This is a genomic window from Stenotrophomonas sp. YJH_SMC_105-26 (assembly GCF_059368915.1).
Genome location: NZ_JCAFSD010000001.1, coordinates 1,440,131 through 1,455,325, shown reverse-complemented (window position 1 = coordinate 1,455,325; position 15,195 = coordinate 1,440,131). Strand labels below are relative to the sequence as shown.

17 protein-coding genes and 2 tRNA genes are annotated in these 15,195 nt (G+C 66.6%); 12 read left to right on the top strand and 7 right to left on the bottom strand.

The window, feature by feature from the left end; genetic code table 11:
- Positions 1 to 47: 47 nt before the first annotated feature.
- The 5 genes from AC5P7F_RS06670 (at position 48) to AC5P7F_RS06650 (ending at position 4,047) form a co-directional block, all read left to right on the top strand.
- The gene (locus AC5P7F_RS06670) at positions 48 to 827 is read left to right on the top strand and encodes an SIMPL domain-containing protein (RefSeq protein WP_032960714.1); all 780 of its coding nucleotides are present in this window, start codon (positions 48 to 50) and stop codon (positions 825 to 827) included.
- 2 nt (positions 828 to 829) lie between these two features.
- Positions 830 to 1,417, top strand: coding sequence for an anthranilate synthase component II (locus AC5P7F_RS06665; protein ID WP_014038739.1), 588 nt, complete (start codon positions 830 to 832; stop codon positions 1,415 to 1,417).
- A 16-nt stretch (positions 1,418 to 1,433) separates the two neighbouring features.
- Positions 1,434 to 2,465 carry an anthranilate phosphoribosyltransferase gene (gene trpD, locus AC5P7F_RS06660; RefSeq protein ID WP_197641360.1) on the top strand — a complete coding sequence of 344 codons (1,032 nt, stop codon included), beginning with the start codon at positions 1,434 to 1,436 and terminating at the stop codon, positions 2,463 to 2,465.
- Between the two features lie 74 nt (positions 2,466 to 2,539).
- Complete coding sequence (gene trpC, locus AC5P7F_RS06655) at positions 2,540 to 3,334, top strand: indole-3-glycerol phosphate synthase TrpC (protein ID WP_032960709.1); 795 nt, start codon at positions 2,540 to 2,542, stop codon at positions 3,332 to 3,334.
- Positions 3,331 to 4,047 carry a haloacid dehalogenase-like hydrolase gene (locus AC5P7F_RS06650; RefSeq protein ID WP_005419826.1) on the top strand — a complete coding sequence of 239 codons (717 nt, stop codon included), beginning with the start codon at positions 3,331 to 3,333 and terminating at the stop codon, positions 4,045 to 4,047. The genes trpC and AC5P7F_RS06650 overlap by 4 nt, the downstream gene beginning before the upstream one ends.
- A 112-nt stretch (positions 4,048 to 4,159) precedes the next feature.
- On the opposite strand, the gene AC5P7F_RS06645 is transcribed toward AC5P7F_RS06650, so the two are convergent.
- Positions 4,160 to 4,921 (bottom strand): sulfite exporter TauE/SafE family protein, encoded by a 762-nt coding sequence (locus AC5P7F_RS06645; protein ID WP_010482650.1) that lies wholly within the window; start codon positions 4,919 to 4,921, stop codon positions 4,160 to 4,162.
- Between the two features lie 62 nt (positions 4,922 to 4,983).
- Positions 4,984 to 5,673, bottom strand: coding sequence for a cAMP-activated global transcriptional regulator CRP (crp, locus tag AC5P7F_RS06640; RefSeq protein WP_010482649.1), 690 nt, complete (start codon positions 5,671 to 5,673; stop codon positions 4,984 to 4,986).
- A 149-nt stretch (positions 5,674 to 5,822) separates the two neighbouring features.
- Here crp and speD point away from each other — a divergent pair, with 149 nt between their 5' ends.
- The gene (gene speD, locus AC5P7F_RS06635; protein WP_014648662.1) at positions 5,823 to 6,617 is read left to right on the top strand and encodes an adenosylmethionine decarboxylase; all 795 of its coding nucleotides are present in this window, start codon (positions 5,823 to 5,825) and stop codon (positions 6,615 to 6,617) included.
- A gap of 167 nt (positions 6,618 to 6,784) precedes the next feature.
- The gene (locus AC5P7F_RS06630; protein ID WP_005419816.1) at positions 6,785 to 7,105 is read left to right on the top strand and encodes a DMT family transporter; all 321 of its coding nucleotides are present in this window, start codon (positions 6,785 to 6,787) and stop codon (positions 7,103 to 7,105) included.
- An 82-nt stretch (positions 7,106 to 7,187) separates the two neighbouring features.
- Here the strand turns inward: AC5P7F_RS06630 and coq7 are convergent, their stop codons facing one another.
- Entirely contained in the window at positions 7,188 to 7,832 is a 645-nt protein-coding gene (gene coq7 / locus AC5P7F_RS06625) for a 2-polyprenyl-3-methyl-6-methoxy-1,4-benzoquinone monooxygenase (RefSeq protein ID WP_049440046.1), read from the bottom strand.
- 196 nt (positions 7,833 to 8,028) lie between these two features.
- Between coq7 and rplM the strand changes: the two genes are divergently transcribed.
- The gene (gene rplM, locus AC5P7F_RS06620) at positions 8,029 to 8,457 is read left to right on the top strand and encodes a 50S ribosomal protein L13 (RefSeq protein WP_005414692.1); all 429 of its coding nucleotides are present in this window, start codon (positions 8,029 to 8,031) and stop codon (positions 8,455 to 8,457) included.
- A 2-nt stretch (positions 8,458 to 8,459) separates the two neighbouring features.
- A complete protein-coding gene (gene rpsI, locus AC5P7F_RS06615) occupies positions 8,460 to 8,852 on the top strand; it encodes a 30S ribosomal protein S9 (RefSeq protein ID WP_005411311.1) in 393 nt (130 codons plus the stop codon).
- A 323-nt stretch (positions 8,853 to 9,175) separates the two neighbouring features.
- Here the strand turns inward: rpsI and AC5P7F_RS06610 are convergent.
- A tRNA-Gln gene (locus AC5P7F_RS06610) sits at positions 9,176 to 9,250 on the bottom strand.
- Between the two features lie 55 nt (positions 9,251 to 9,305).
- A tRNA-Met gene (locus AC5P7F_RS06605) sits at positions 9,306 to 9,382 on the bottom strand.
- 121 nt (positions 9,383 to 9,503) lie between these two features.
- On the opposite strand from AC5P7F_RS06605, the gene AC5P7F_RS06600 reads away from it, so the two are divergent.
- The 3 genes from AC5P7F_RS06600 to bfr all read left to right on the top strand — a co-directional run bounded on the left by AC5P7F_RS06600 (position 9,504) and on the right by bfr (position 11,055).
- Positions 9,504 to 10,124: an RNA pyrophosphohydrolase gene (locus tag AC5P7F_RS06600; protein ID WP_014648660.1), complete on the top strand. Its 621-nt coding sequence runs from the start codon at positions 9,504 to 9,506 to the stop codon at positions 10,122 to 10,124.
- A gap of 108 nt (positions 10,125 to 10,232) precedes the next feature.
- On the top strand, positions 10,233 to 10,442 hold the full coding sequence (locus tag AC5P7F_RS06595) for a (2Fe-2S)-binding protein (protein ID WP_005411309.1): 210 nt from the start codon (positions 10,233 to 10,235) through the stop codon (positions 10,440 to 10,442).
- 142 nt (positions 10,443 to 10,584) lie between these two features.
- Entirely contained in the window at positions 10,585 to 11,055 is a 471-nt protein-coding gene (bfr, locus tag AC5P7F_RS06590; RefSeq protein ID WP_005419804.1) for a bacterioferritin, read from the top strand.
- Position 11,056: 1 nt separating this feature from the next.
- Here bfr and AC5P7F_RS06585 read toward each other — a convergent pair whose 3' ends face one another.
- Both AC5P7F_RS06585 and AC5P7F_RS06580 read right to left on the bottom strand, forming a co-directional pair.
- The gene (locus tag AC5P7F_RS06585; RefSeq protein WP_142235101.1) at positions 11,057 to 13,297 is read right to left on the bottom strand and encodes an ATP-binding protein; all 2,241 of its coding nucleotides are present in this window, start codon (positions 13,295 to 13,297) and stop codon (positions 11,057 to 11,059) included.
- A 1-nt stretch (position 13,298) separates the two neighbouring features.
- Positions 13,299 to 15,188 (bottom strand): EAL domain-containing protein, encoded by a 1,890-nt coding sequence (locus AC5P7F_RS06580; protein ID WP_164077911.1) that lies wholly within the window; start codon positions 15,186 to 15,188, stop codon positions 13,299 to 13,301.
- Positions 15,189 to 15,195: the final 7 nt, after the last annotated feature.

The window sequence follows — 15,195 nt, the reverse complement described above, 5'->3', positions numbered from 1 at the left end:
GCGCCGCGGCACCTTCCGCTGTTCCCATTCAAGACAAGGAGTACCGCATGAAGCTGCTGAGCGCATTGCTGTGGTCGTCACTGCTGGCCACGATGGCCCCGTCTGCGTGGGCGCAGGCCAACACGATTCCCTCGCAGCCGCACCTGCTGGTGAAGGGGCAGGGCAGCCGCACGGTGATGCCGGACCGGTTCGGCCTGCAGTTGAACATCGAAGAGACCGACATGGACGCCGACGCCGCGCGCCGCCGCGTGCAGGACAACGTTGCCCGCGTGCTGGCACTGTTCAAGCAGCACAAGGCGGTGGAGGGCAGCGTGCGTGCGGACAACCTGCGGATCGGCCCGGCCACGCGCTATGAGCAGAACCGGCAGGTCTTCATCGGTACCCGCGTATCGCGCCAGCTGCGTGCCAGCTTCGCCAGCGTGAAGGCGATGCAGGATGTGCTGGGGGCGTTGAAGGCCAACGAGAACGTACAGGTGAGCAGCCTGGCGCCGACCTATTCGGGCGAAGTGGCGCTGCGCCGCGAACTCAAGGGCGAGGCAGCGGCCCAGACCCGCGAGTCCGCGCTGGGCCTGGCCAAGGCCTATGGAACAAGAGTGCGTGGCCTGTACAGCATCTCCGATGTGGCGCCGGACTTCGCCTATGGCGTGCAGGCGGGCAATTGGCCCAGCAGTGGGGATCTGGTGACGCCGCCCTCGCCGCCTGCGCCCGAGGCACCGATGAACAGCATCGAGACCACGGGCTCGCGCCTGCGCGAGTCGGTGGAAGCCGGCCCCATCACCTACACCGAAAACGTGTACGCCATTTTCCTCATAAGCGACGGAACCTGACCATGTTGTGGATGATCGACAACTACGACAGCTTCACCTACAACCTCGTGCAGTACCTGCAGACGCTGGGCGCCGAGGTGAAGGTGGTGCGCAACGATGCGATGAGCGTGGACGAGATCGCCGCGCAGAAGCCCGAGCGCATTGTCATTTCGCCCGGCCCGTGCACGCCCAACGAAGCGGGCGTGTCGCTGGAGCTGATCCAGCGCCTGGGCCCGACCACGCCGATCCTCGGCGTCTGCCTGGGCCACCAGGGCATCGGCCAGGTCTACGGCGGCACGGTCATCCGTGCCGGCAACATCATGCACGGCAAGACCTCGCCGATCCGCCATGAAGGCAAGGGCGTGTTCGCCGGCCTGCCGGACCGCTACCAGGCCACCCGCTACCACTCGCTGGTGGTGGACAAGAACAGCCTGCCCGATGTGCTGGAAGTGACCGCCTGGACCGAGAACGACGACGGCTCGATCGAAGAAATCATGGGCCTGCGCCACCGCCAGTTCCCGGTGGAAGGCGTGCAGTTCCATCCCGAATCCATCCTCACCGAACACGGCCACGCCCTGCTGCGCAATTTCCTGCAGCGTCCGGCGGCCTGATCCAAGGAGCATTCCCATGAGCTTCTCCCCCCAGGAAGCCCTGCATCGCACCATCGAACACCGCGAAATCTTTTTCGACGAAATGGTCGACCTGATGCGGCAGATCATGCGCGGCGACGTCTCGCCGATGATTACCGCGGCGATCCTGACCGGGCTGCGCGTGAAGAAGGAGACCGTGGACGAAATCGCCGCGGCGGCCACCGTGATGCGTGAATTCGCCCGGCCAGTGCCGGTGGCCGATACCTCCAACCTGGTTGATATCGTCGGTACCGGTGGCGATGGCTCGCACACCTTCAACATCTCCACCTGCTCGATGTTCGTCGCGGCCGCCGCCGGCGCGCGCGTGGCCAAGCATGGCAACCGCAGCGTGTCTTCCAAGTCCGGCAGTGCCGACGCGCTGGAAGCGCTGGGCGCGGTGATCGAACTGCAGCCGGATCAGGTGGCCGCCGCCATCGAGCAGACCGGCATCGGTTTCATGTTCGCGCCGATCCACCATCCTTCGATGAAGGTCGTTGCGCCGGTACGCCGCGAGATGGGCGTGCGCACCATCTTCAACATCCTCGGCCCGCTGACCAATCCGGCCAGCGCGCCGTCGGTGCTGATGGGCGTGTTCCATCCCGATCTGGTGGGCATCCAGGCCCGCGTGCTGCGCGAGCTGGGCACCGAGCGCGCCATGGTGGTCTGGGGCCGCGACAACATGGACGAGATCTCGCTGGGTGCCGGCACGCTGGTGGGCGAACTGCGCGACGGCAAGGTGCGCGAGTTCGAGATCCACCCGGAGGACTTCGGCATCGCCATGTCGGCCAGCCGCAACCTGCGCGTGGACAGCCCGGAGCAGTCCATCCAGATGCTGCGCGCGGTACTGGACAACGAGCCCGGCCCGGCGCTGGACATCGTTGCGTTGAATGCCGGCGCCGCCCTGTACGTTGCCGGCGTGGCCAGCGACATCGGCGACGGCCTGGCCCGCGCCCGTGCCGCCATCGCCAACGGCAGTGCCCGCCAGCGCCTGCAGCAGTATGTTGAGACCACCCGCGCGCTGGTTGCCTGAGCGCGCGGTTCAGCCTGACCCCGTCGATGGCCGATAATGGCCGTCCTCACCGCCCCCGCACCGAACCGAAGACGATGAGCGACATCCTGCAGACGATCCTGGCCCGCAAGGCCGAAGAAGTGGCCCAGCGCCGCGCCCAGCGCCCGCTCGAGGCGCTGCAGGCCGCCGTGGCCGGCGCCCCGCCGGTACGTGGCTTTGTGCGCGCCTTGCAGGCGGCGGTGGCCAACGGCGATCCAGCGGTGATCGCCGAGGTGAAGAAGGCCAGCCCGTCCAAGGGCGTCATCCGCCCGGACTTCCGCCCGGCCGACATCGCCGTCAGCTACGAGTTCGGCGGCGCCAGCTGCCTGTCGGTGCTGACCGACGTGGACTTCTTCCAGGGCGCCGACGCCTACCTGCAGCAGGCGCGCGAGGCGTGCACGCTGCCGGTGCTGCGCAAGGACTTCGTCATCGACGCCTACCAGGTGTACGAGGCACGCGTGCTGGGCGCCGACTGCATCCTGCTGATCGTCGCCGCGCTGGACGACACCCAGCTGGCCACGCTGTCCGAACTGGCGCTGTCGCTGGGCATGGACGTGCTGGTGGAAGTGCACGACATCGACGAGCTGGAGCGTGCGCTGCAGGTGCCGGCGCCGATGATCGGCATCAACAACCGCAACCTGCGCACGTTCGAAGTGTCGCTGCAGACCACGCTGGACATGCAGAACGCGGTGCCGCGTGACCGCCTGCTGGTCACCGAGAGCGGCATCCTTGGCCCGCAGGACGTAGCGCTGATGCGTGACGCCGGCATCCATGCCTTCCTCGTCGGGGAAGCCTTCATGCGCGTGGAAGAGCCGGGCGAGGGCCTGCGTCAGCTATTCTTCGCGGCATGACAACGCACTATCCAACGCCGCGCGAGGATGCGCCGCTGGTGGTCTTCGACTTCGACCACACCCTGTACGACGGCGATTCGGGCACCCACCTGTTCGCCTCGCTGATCAAGCGCAACCCGCTGCGCATGCTGGCGGCGCTGCTGGTCACGCCGATCGCCGGGCCGATGGTGGCGATGCTGCCGACCCGTCGCGCGGGCATCTCGGTCTATGTGTGGATCGGCAGCTTCGGCCTGCACCGTGCGCGTGACTTCAACAAGGTGATCGACGCCTATGTGCTGCGCAACCAGGCGCAGATGCGCGCCAAGCTGCTGCCGCAGGCGCTGGAAGTGTTCGCCGCGCACCGCGCCAAGGGCGACCGCGTGGTGGTTGCCACAGGTGCGCCGCCGGAGCTGGCGCGCGCGATCCTGGCTTTCGTGGCCCACCAGGACGTACCGGTGATCGGCACCGAGGTCGGCCCGCGGCTGGGCGGCGTCGGCCCGACCCGCCACTGCCACAATGAAGAGAAGATGCGCATGCTGCGTGAGCGCGGCTACGGCGACATCGATATCGCCTATTCCGACAGCACCGCCGACCTGCCGCTGCTGCTGGCAGCCAAGGCGCCGGTAGTGGTGAACCCGAAGCCGGGCCGGGTGGCGTTCTTCCGCCGCGTGCTGCCGGCGGGCACCCGCATCCTCAACTGGGGTTGCGTGGACCGCGGTGGCGACAAGGCCTGATCCCGCCGCACGGTGATGGATCTGCCGGCCAGCGGCCGGCACTACCCTTCTCCGTCGCGGTTGTGCCGGCGCTTCTCTGTCCCGGTAGTGCCGGCCGCTGGCCGGCAAACGCTCAGCGGTACAGGTGCCCGTACACCGCGTGGCCAATCTGGAACAGGCTGATCCCCAGCACCAGCACGCCGACGGCCACCAGCACCCAGCGCTCCTTCACCCGCTTGACCAGGATGGCGGCTACCGGCGCGGCCATCATGCCGCCGATCAGCAGGCCGGCGACGATCTGCAGGTGCTGCACCCCCATCGACAGCAGGAAGGTCGCCGACACCGTCAGCGTGACCACGAACTCCGCCGCATTGACCGTGCCGATCGTGGTGCGCGCCTGGCCACCCCGGGCGAGCAGGGTGGACGTGGCGATCGGCCCCCAGCCGCCGCCACCGCTGGCGTCGAGCAGGCCCGCGAAGAAGCCCAGCACCGGTACCCGGCGGATCTCGCCCTTGGGCATCCAGCGTCCGGCCGCGCGGGCGAGGATGATGATCGCCAGCACCAGCAGGTACAGGTAGATCAGTGGCCGGATGATCTCGCCCGGGATCTGCGTGAGCACGTACGCGCCCACGGCACCGCCCACCGCGCCAGGCAGGGCCAGGCGCAGGAACAGGCGCTTATCGACATTCCCGGCTGCGAGGTGCGACACACCCGAGGCGCCAGTGGTGAACACTTCAGCGGTGTGGATGCTGGCGCTGACCTGCGCCGGGGGCAGGCCCATGCTCAGCATCACCGACGAAGACACCAGGCCGAACGCCATGCCCAGCGCGCCGTCGACCAGCTGTGCGCCCAGGCCGATGAGGATGAACCACCAGAATTCGCTGCTCAGTTCCATGCCCCGAGCCTAGCGCGCGAAGGAGTGCGGACCAAGGTCCGCACCCACCGGGTGCTCAACGGTCAACGGGTGCCGTACAGCACCACGGTCTTGCCACGGGCATGCAGCAGGCCGTCGGTCTGCAGCTTCTTCAGCACGCGGCCGGCCATTTCCCGCGAGCAGCCGACCAGGCGTGCCAGCTCCTGGCGGGAGACGCGCAGCTGGCTGCCCTGCGGATGGCTCATCGCCTCCGGTTCCTGCGCCAGGTCGTGCAGGGTGCGCACGATCCGGTCGGTAACGTCCAGGAATGCCAGGCGGCTGGCCTTGCGGCTGGTGTCGAGCAGGCGCTTGGAGATCTGCTGGCCCAGCGCGTACAGCAGGCGCGGGGCGTCGGCCGACAGCGGGCCGAGGAACAGCTGATGCAGGCGCTCGTAGCTGATTTCAGCCAGCTCGCAGGCGGTACGGGTCCGCAGGATCACCTCGCGGCGGTCCGATTCGACGAACAGGCCCATCTCGCCGACGAACTCGCCGGCACCGAAGTAGCCCAGCACAAGCTCGCGATCGTCATCTTCCTCGGCCATGATCGAAACCGAGCCGCTGATGACGTAATACAGGGTTCCCGCCGGGTCACCGGGTCGGAAGACGTCGGTACGGGTGGGATATCGCCGCCTGTGGCTGTGCGCCAGGAAACGATCGATTGTGGCGATATCCAGGGCCAGTGGACTGCTAGCTAGGCGCACGGTTGACACGATAGGGGCGCTCCCTCTGCGCATGAACGGATTCACGGGGTCGATAGCGGAGCTTAACCAGCGCAATTGTTAAGGGCAAACAGTGTGCCAGAACTCTTGCGTCTTCACGTTCCCCCCGGGGGCAGTTTGCCCCATAATTCCCCCTTTCCCTTCTTACACAGGAATCGACCGCCGTGGTCAAGCCGTTGCCTCGCCTGAGGCTGCAGGGTTTCAACAACCTCACCAAGGCGCTGAGCTTCAACATCTATGACGTGTGTTACGCGCGCACCGAAGAGGAGCGTCAGCGTTACATTGAATACATCGATGAAGAGTACAACGCCGACAGGCTGACTCAAATCTTGACCGATGTCGCCGAGATCATCGGCGCCAACATCCTGAACGTGGCCCGCCAGGACTACGACCCGCAGGGTGCCTCGGTGACCATCCTGATCTCCGAAGAGCCGGTGATCGACAAGAAGCAGGCCGGCAAGGAACTGATTCCCGACGCCGTGGTCGCGCACATGGACAAGAGCCACATCACTGTCCATACCTACCCGGAAACCCATCCGCAGGAAGGCATCGCGACGTTCCGCGCGGACATCGACGTGGCCACCTGTGGCGTCATTTCGCCGCTGAAGGCCCTGAACTACCTGATCGAGAGCCTGGAATCGGACATCGTGATCATGGACTACCGTGTCCGTGGCTTCACCCGCGATGTGAAGGGCAAGAAGCATTACATCGATCACAAGATCAACTCGATCCAGAACTTCCTGGCCAAGAACATCAAGTCGCGTTACGAGATGTTCGACGTCAACGTCTACCAGGAAAACATCTTCCACACGAAGATGCACCTGAAGGACTTCGACCTGGACCAGTACCTGTTCGAGGAAAAGGCCAAGAACCTGTCGTTCAAGGAACGCATGAAGATCGAAGCGCTGCTCAAGCGCGAGATCGAAGAGCTGTTCCACGGCCGGAACCTGTCCGAGTAAGCCCCATGTGCGATGCCCGCAGGCATCGCCGCCCAGGCGGGACGACCCGCCCCGTGGAACCAGTGCCCCGCACGCGTTACAGTTCCACGGTGATGTACCGACCCACGGCCCGGTGTGAAAACACCGGGCCGTTTCGTTTTTCCCAAAAAGGTAAGGAGCCCCCACCCATGCCCTGGATCTATCTGCTGCTGGCCGGCCTGTTCGAGATCGGTTTCGCCCTCGGAATGAAGTACTCCGAAGGCTTCAGCAAACCCCTGCCCACCGTTGCCACGGTGGTGTCCGCCCTGATCAGCCTGTACCTGATGAGCCAGGCGATGAAGAGCATCCCGGTCGGCACCGCCTACGCGATCTGGACCGGCATCGGCGCCATGGGCGTGGCGGTGCTGGGCATCTATCTGTTCAACGACAGTGCGTCGCCGGCCCGCCTGGCCTGCGTGGGCCTGATCGTAGCCGGTGTGATCGGCCTGAAGCTGGTCTCGCCCAACTGATTGATGGCCCGACCAACGGTCGGGCCCCACCGTCGCCCCCCGCACCTCCTGGTAGGCCCGCACCGTTGGTGCGGGCGACCCTTCAAATGCGGTAGGCGATGGTCTTCATCACCCTGGAAGCCAGCGCCATCGCGCCCGGGATCGGGAATGGCAGGCGGCGTGCGCCGGCCTGTTCGGCGTGCTCCGCATGGCGGGCCTCGTCCTCCTTCATCACCTGGATGACCGCGCGGCTGCGCAGATCGCCGGCCGGCAGGTCGACCAGGTGCTCGTCCAGATGGGCTTCCACCTGGCGCTCGGTTTCAACCACGAAGCCCAGGTTCCAGCCGTCGCCGCGCAGACCCGCCAGGGTGCCGATGGTGTAGCTGCCGGCGTACCACAGCGGATTGAACAGGCTCGGGCGGCTGTCCAGTTCATCCAGCCGGGTCGCGCACCAAGCCAGGTGATCGGTCTCTTCCTGGGCCGCTTCCAGCAGGTGTTCACGGGTGGCCGGGTCGCGGGCCACGGCCGCCTGGCCGAAGTACAGGCCCTGTGCGCAGACCTCGCCGACATGGTTGATCCGCATCAGCCCCGCGGCGTGGCGGCGCTCGGCGCGGCCCATGCCCGGCTCGCCGGTGCCTGCGGCCGGGTAGGGGCGGGCCGCCGGAGGGTTGCCGAACACCGTGTCCAGGGCGCGCTGCGCCTCGGTCAGCAGGTGGTCCAGCGGGGTGGTCTGGCGGAGCACGGTCATGGCGGCACGCGGTGGGGCGGGAGACCCGCCGATTCTCGCCCGCCCCCGCTCCCCTGCCAACCCGGGGCAGGGCGAGCTTGCACCGAGGGCGTGACCTGCGTACAATCCCGCCTCTTGCGCTTCACCTTTCACAACGCGTGGCAGAGTTCCGGCGAGTCCTTCGCCGCAATGAGCCCGACCTAACCTAGAGTTCTTCATGAGCACTTTCACTGCCAAGAACGAGACCGTCCAGCGCGACTGGTACCTCGTCGACGCCGAGGGCAAGACCCTGGGCCGTCTCGCCACCGAGCTGGCCCGCCGTCTGCGCGGCAAGCACAAGCCGGTCTACACCCCCCACGTTGATACCGGCGACTACCTGGTCGTCATCAATGCAGAAAAGATTGCCGTCACCGGCAAGAAGCTGCAGGACAAGATGTATCACCGTTTCACCGGCTACATCGGCAACCTGAAGACCGAGTCCCTGGCCCAGGCGCTGGAGCGCCACCCGGAGCGCGTGATCGAGATCGCCGTGAAGGGCATGCTGCCGAAGGGCCCGCTGGGTCGCCAGATGTACCGCAAGCTCAAGGTCTACGCCGGCACTGAGCATCCGCACGCCGCACAGCAGCCGCAGGTTCTGGATATCTAATCATGGCTATCACTCAAAACTACGGCACTGGCCGCCGCAAGTCCTCCACCGCTCGCGTGTTCCTGCGCAAGGGTTCGGGCAACATCACCGTCAATGGTCGTCCGCTGGACGAGTTCTTCGGTCGTGAGACCGCGCGCATGATCGTGCGCCAGCCGCTCGAGCTGACCAAGAACACCGAAAGCTTCGACATCCTGGTCACCGCCGCTGGCGGCGGCACCACCGGCCAGGCCGGTGCGATCCGCCTGGGCATCGCCCGTGCGCTGGTCGAGTACGACGAAACCCTGAAGTCCGAGCTGCGCAAGGCCGGCTTCATGACCCGTGACGCCCGTGAAGTCGAGCGTAAGAAGGTCGGTCTGCACAAGGCCCGCCGCGCCACCCAGTTCTCCAAGCGCTGATTTACCGCGCCTGGTTGGGCTCCTGCGGGAGCCCGCTGGTTGGAAAAGCAAAAGCCCGGCTTCGGCCGGGCTTTTGTTGTTTTGGAGTCAGGCATTTCGTGGTTGCCGGCCAGCGGCCGGCACTACCCGGGGTTTCGCATCTCGGAAGGGGTGGGGTCAGAGCCTTTTCCTTTGGAAAAGGATCCGACCCCGGGCCTCTCTCTGGAGAAGAGCCCCCTTGATGTTCAAGGGGGCGCGCCGACAGGCGCGGGGATAAGGTGGGATGCGCGACCAAATTAAAAGCAAAAGGCCAGATCTTTCGATCTGGCCTTTTGCTTTTAATTTGGCTGCCCCGGATGGATTCGAACCACCGAATGCCTGAGTCAGAGTCAGGTGCCTTACCGCTTGGCGACGGGGCAAAACGTGCAACTATTTTCTCACTTTTCACACTGAAAAACAACTTGATTTTCAGTGTGGTGGCTATGGGTGGACTCGAACCACCGACCCCAGCATTATGAGTGCTGTGCTCTAACCGGCTGAGCTACATAGCCTTGGTGAGCCCGCTATTCTGCGGATGTGTATCGACCCTGTCAACACTTTTGTGTCGTGCTTGTGGGCCGACAGAGGGCATGGGATAGTCCCGACCAGTAGATTTTCTTAGGAGTCCGCATCGTGATCGATCCGGACGGCTATCGACCGAACGTCGGCATCGTGCTGATGCGGCAGGACGGCCAGGTGTTCTGGGCACGACGCGTGCGCCGGGATGGCTGGCAGTTCCCGCAGGGTGGCATGAACACCGACGAGACGCCTGTCGAGGCCATGTATCGTGAACTGCAGGAAGAGACCGGCCTGCTGCCTGAGCATGTGGAAGTGCTCGGGGCCACGCCCGGCTGGCTGCGCTACAAGCTGCCGGCGCGGGCCATCCGCCGCAACGAGCGGCAGGTCTGCATCGGCCAGAAACAGGTCTGGTTCCTGCTGCGCCTGACCGGCGACGAATCCCACGTGACGCTGGACCACACCGACTCGCCCGAGTTCGACCACTGGCGCTGGGTCGACTTCTGGTACCCGGTAGAGCACGTGGTGATGTTCAAACGCGGCGTCTATGCGCGTGCCCTGCGACACCTGGCGCCACTGGCGCGCGGCGTGGCCGGGCAGGGCGTCACCGCCATGCCCAAGAGCGCCGCCGAGGCCTGGATGCCGGGCCACACCGCCGGGCACGACCGCCCGCGCAAGCGCCCGCGGACCCGAGGGTACTGGCCGAAGAAGGTCACGGGCGACGGCCCGGCCAGCTGACCGGCTGAACGGTATCGAGAATGGTTCAGGTCTCTGATTGACAACCATTCTCGTTTCCATTGGAATAGCCACCAGGCCGCTTGTGGCCTGTCAGCCCGGTTCACGCCTGTGTACGTCTGCATCTGCAACGGAGTCACCGACCACCAGATCCGCGAAGCCGCCAGCCATGGCGTCAGCACGGTGGCCGAACTGACCATGCGTACCGGTTGTGGTGCCACCTGCGGTTCCTGCCTGGACATGGCCGGCGACCTGCTGGCCAAGGCACGTGCGACCCACGATCTGCCGCTGCCGGTATTGGGCCTGGCGCAGGTCGCCTGATCGCCTTTTCGCGGCGCGTTGACGCCGCGCTTTCGCATCCTTCACCTTCGGCCTCGCAGGCCAATGCACACGATTCGCGTTCCTTCACGAGCGCACGCGAGGCGTTAAAGTGCCTGCGTTTTCAGCGTGCAGGAGCACCCCCATGAAGGGCGACACCAAGGTCATCGAATTCCTCAACAAGGTCCTCTACAACGAGCTGACCGCGATCAACCAGTACTTCCTGCACGCCAAGATGCTGAAGAACTGGGGCATCAAGGAACTGGCCGAACACGAGTACAAGGAATCGATCGACGAGATGAAGCATGCCGACATGCTCGCCGACCGCATCCTGTTCCTTGAAGGCCTGCCGAATTTCCAGGCGTTGGGCAAGCTGCGCATCGGCGAGAACCCGACCGAGATCCTGCAGTGCGACCTGTCGCTGGAACGCGATGGCGTGGTCACCCTGCGCGAGGCCGTGGCCTATTCCGATTCGGTTGGCGACTACGTCAGCCGCCAGCTGTTCGTGAAGATCCTCGATTCGGAAGAGGAGCACATCGACTGGCTGGAGACCCAGCTGGACCTGATCGAGCGTATCGGCGAGCCGAAGTACCTGCTGAGCAAGCTGGAAGAGTGAGTCAGCCGCCCTGGCCGGCGCGGTGCTGTGCCAGGTAGCCCGTCAGTGCAACGCGCGCCCGGGCGAATTCCGCAACCAGCAGCGCCACCGCCACCGCGGGGCGCTGCAGGCTGCCACTACGGGCTTCGTGCTCGATCCGCTGCGCGATCGCCGACAGCGACAATGCGCCGACGTTTGCACTCGATGACTTCAGGCTGTGCGCTGTGGCCTGCAAGCGCAGCTCATCGCCGTTCTGCGCGGCCAGCTGCAACTGCTGCACCATCACCGGCGCATCTTCAAGAAAGACCATGACGATCTGGGTGGCAGCGTCGCCGATCACGGTGTGCAGTTCATCCAGCACGTCGCGGTCGATCACCGGTTTCGGCGCGGCTTGGCTTGTCGTCTCCTGTAGAGCCGAGCCATGCTCGGCTGATGGAGTGGGAGTGCCACTGGCCGTCAGCCGAGCATGGCTCGGCTCTACAGACGGCTCCACAGAAAATTGTCCAGGTGATGCAGCTTTGCCGCCACCCCAACGCAGCAGCAGCGCATGCAGCGTGGCGCGCGCGATCGGCTTGGACAGGTAATCGTCCATGCCCGCCTGCAGGCAGCGCTCGCGGTCACCGGCCATGGCGTTGGCGGTCATGGCGATGATCGGCAGGCGGGCGCGCCCGGTCTCCACTTCTTCGGCGCGCCAGCGGCGCGTGGCGGCGTAGCCGTCCAGCACCGGCATCTGGCAATCCATCAACACGATGTCCACGCCGCCTTCGCGGAGGGCGGCCAGCGCCTGCTCGCCATCGGCGGCGTTGCGCACTTCGCACTGGAACACGCGCAGCAGTTGTTCGGCGACCATCCGGTTGACCGTATTGTCCTCCACCAGCAGCACACGCAGATGCAACGGCGGCAGCGTGGCAGCCGGTTGCTCGTTGTCCGCGCTGGCCAGCAGCGCAGCGGGGCGGGCGGGGGCGACCGGTGCAGCCAGCAGTGCATGCAGGGCCGCATCGTCGAAGTGCGGGGGCAGCTGGCGCTGGCGCTGGCGTTGTGGAAGTGCGCCCTCCTGCAGCCACAGCACCTGCAGCGCATCGTCGTCACCACGTTCACTCAGCGCCAGCTGCAGCGTGGCCTCACCGTTGCGGCGTGCGCGGGCATCGACCAGCAGCCATGCCGGTGCCGGTTGTCCGGGTCGCGCGGGAGCGCGCAGGCGCTCGACCACGGCATCCAGCTGTGCCAGCACCTGCACCTGCAGCCCATGGTGGGCGGCGATGCGCTCGATACGTGCCTGCAGCGTTGCATCGGCACTGAACAGCAGCAGCGGTGCCGGTGCGCGCGCCATCGCCGGCAGGTCGCCAGCGACCTTCAGCAGCGGGATCTCGAACCAGAAGGTTGCGCCCTGGCCCGGCGTGGAGTGCACGCCGATGTGCCCGTGCATCAGGTCGATGATGCGCTTGCAGATGGCCAGGCCCAGGCCGGTGCCGCCATAGATGCGGGTGGTGGATGCGTCGGCCTGGCTGAAGGACTGGAACAGGCGTGCCTGCAGCGCGTCGTCGATGCCGATGCCGGTATCGATGATCTCGAAGCGCAGCTGGTGCTGCGCGGCACTTTCACCCAGGCGCAGCACGCGCAGCTGCACCTGGCCGCGGGCGGTGAACTTGATGGCGTTGGCCAGCAGGTTGCTCAGCACCTGGCGCAGGCGCACCGGGTCGCCGCGCACCGGCAGGCGCACCGATGGATCCAGTTGCAGGCCCAGGGCTAGGCCCTTGGCGTCGGCGGCCCGCTGCATCAGCTGTACCACGCCATCGAGCAGGTCGCGCAGGTTGAAGCTGGTGATCTCCAGTTCCAGCGCCTGCGCTTCCAGCCGGGAGTAGTCGAGGATGTCGTCGACGATGCGCAGCAGCTGTTGCGAACTGGCCGAGGCGGTGGCCAGCATCTGCCGCTGGTCTTCGCCCAGCGGCCCGCGTGCGATCAGCTCCAGCATCGGCAGGATGCCGTTGAGCGGGGTGCGGATCTCGTGGCTCATCGTGGCCAGGAACTCGCCCTTGGCCAGCACGGCCGCCTCGGCGGCCTGCTTGGCCTGCAGCAGCTGTTGCTCCAGCTGGCCCTGGCGTTCGGTAGTATGGCGAAGCTGGTCGCGTTCGGCGGCCAGCGCACTGTGCGTGCGCTGCAGCTGGGCCAGCGCATGGTTGCGCGCGCGCAGGCGCAGGCCCAACAGCAGCAGCGCGATGGCGGCCGCAGCAAGGGCAACCAGCAGCACGCCCCACAGCGGCACGTCAGAGCACCGCGTTGTGGAAGTCGAAGTTCAGGTCGCTGCCGGCCGACTGCACCATGTTGCCTTGGATGTAGTCGACGCCGCCTACCCACATCGCCGCTGCAGCCTGCGGATCCTCGATCTGCTGGCCGATGATCTGCAGTCCTGCGGCATGGGCCTGTTCGATCGTCTTGCGCAGCGCCTCGCGCGTGGCCGGATTGGAATGGCTGCTGGAGAAGCGCGCAGCCATGCGCACGAACGACAGCGGCAGCTGGGTCAGCAGTGCATCGGCCTCGCCGCTGGGTTCGAACTGGCTCAGGCAGAAGCGCACCCCTGCGCTGGCCATGCGCTGGCAGAACTGCTGCAGCGGCACGGTGTGGATCAGTGCGTCGGGCAGGCGCACGTCGATCACCAGCGCACTGCCAGGCAGGTCACGCTGCTGCAGTGATTCCAGCAGCCAGTCGGCGAAGGCATCGCGCTGCAGGGTGCGCAGCGACTGCGAGACGAACAGGCTCAGCGGCTGCGTTGCGTGCCGGTACAGATCCAGCAGGCCCAGTGCGTGGTCCATCACCTGCTGGTCGAGGTCGGCGATGCGCCCGGCGGCTTCCGCGGCGGGGATCACCTGGCCGGCCGCCAGCACCGTGCCATCGGCCTGGCGCAGGCGCAGCAGCAACTGGTATTGCGCGGTGTTGCCGCCTGCCACGGCGACGATCGGCTGGTAGGCCAGTTCCAGCTGGCCCTCCAGCAGCGCCAGGTGTTCCTGTTCGGTGACCGCCTGGCGATGCACATGGCCCGCCACGCCGGCGCTGAGCAGGCGCGCCTGCAGGGTGGTGCGCTCAACCGCTTCCAGCGCACTGCTGGCATCCTCGAAGCCCGGCGACAGCGGCGCATAGCCGACCACGCCGCGCAGATGCACGGATTCGTCGTCGCGGATCACGAAGGCGCGGGCCGACAGCTGCTCGCGCAGGCTCGCGGCGATGCCTTCGAGGGCGTCCTCGTCGGCGTTGCGGGCCAGCAGCAGGAAGCTGTTGTCGTTCAGCCGCGCCAGCAGGTGCGGATGGCCGGCTTCGGCCAGGCGCTGCCCGGCCTGCACCATCAGCCGTTCAAACGCGGCATAGCCATAGCGTTCGCGCAGGCCCAGCGCACTGGCCACTTCGATGAAGAACACGCCGCCCCGGTCGCGGTGGGCGAGTGCGGTGTTGAGCTGCTGCAGCACATGGTGGCGCGTCGGCAGGCCGGTTTCCGGATTGCTGGTGGCCGGTGCGCCGGTGGCGCCCGGCAGGGTCGCGGCCTGGGCACGTGCGCGGCGGATGCGGTTGGCCACCGCTGCGATCAGGTGGCGCGGCCGGATCGGCTTGCTCAGGTAGTCGTCGGCGCCGCTGTCGAGCACTTCGAACTGGCGCTCTGGATCCGGATCGCCGCTGAGGAACACGATCGGCAGCAGCTGCAGGCCGGGCTGCTGGCGGATCAGCGCGGTCAGGCGCATGCCGTCCAGCCCGGGCAGGTGCAGATCCATCAGGATCAGGTCGGGGCGGTGCTCCTTGATCGCCTGCAGCGCGGCATCGGCATCGCTGTGCACGATCGCCTGCATGCCGGCGCCGTGCAGCACGCTCTGCGCGAACAGCGCCTGGGCGCGATCGTCTTCAACGATCAGCACGCGGTAGGGCGAGTCCGAGGGCGGCGGGGCCAGATCGTTGTTGCCGGCTTCGGCCAGCGCGATCGGGCCGGGCAGCGGCGGCGGTGCGCTGTTGACCGGCGCCGGGGCATCGGTCGCGATGGGCGGCGGGGTCGCAACCGTCGGTGCGGCCACAGCGGGGCCTGCCGCCTCGGGCGCCCAGCGCTGCCAATGATCGGCCGGAGGGGTTTCAGCGCGTCCCGGGCGGGCGCCCGCGGGGGATTCGTTTGCGGCCATCGGTGCT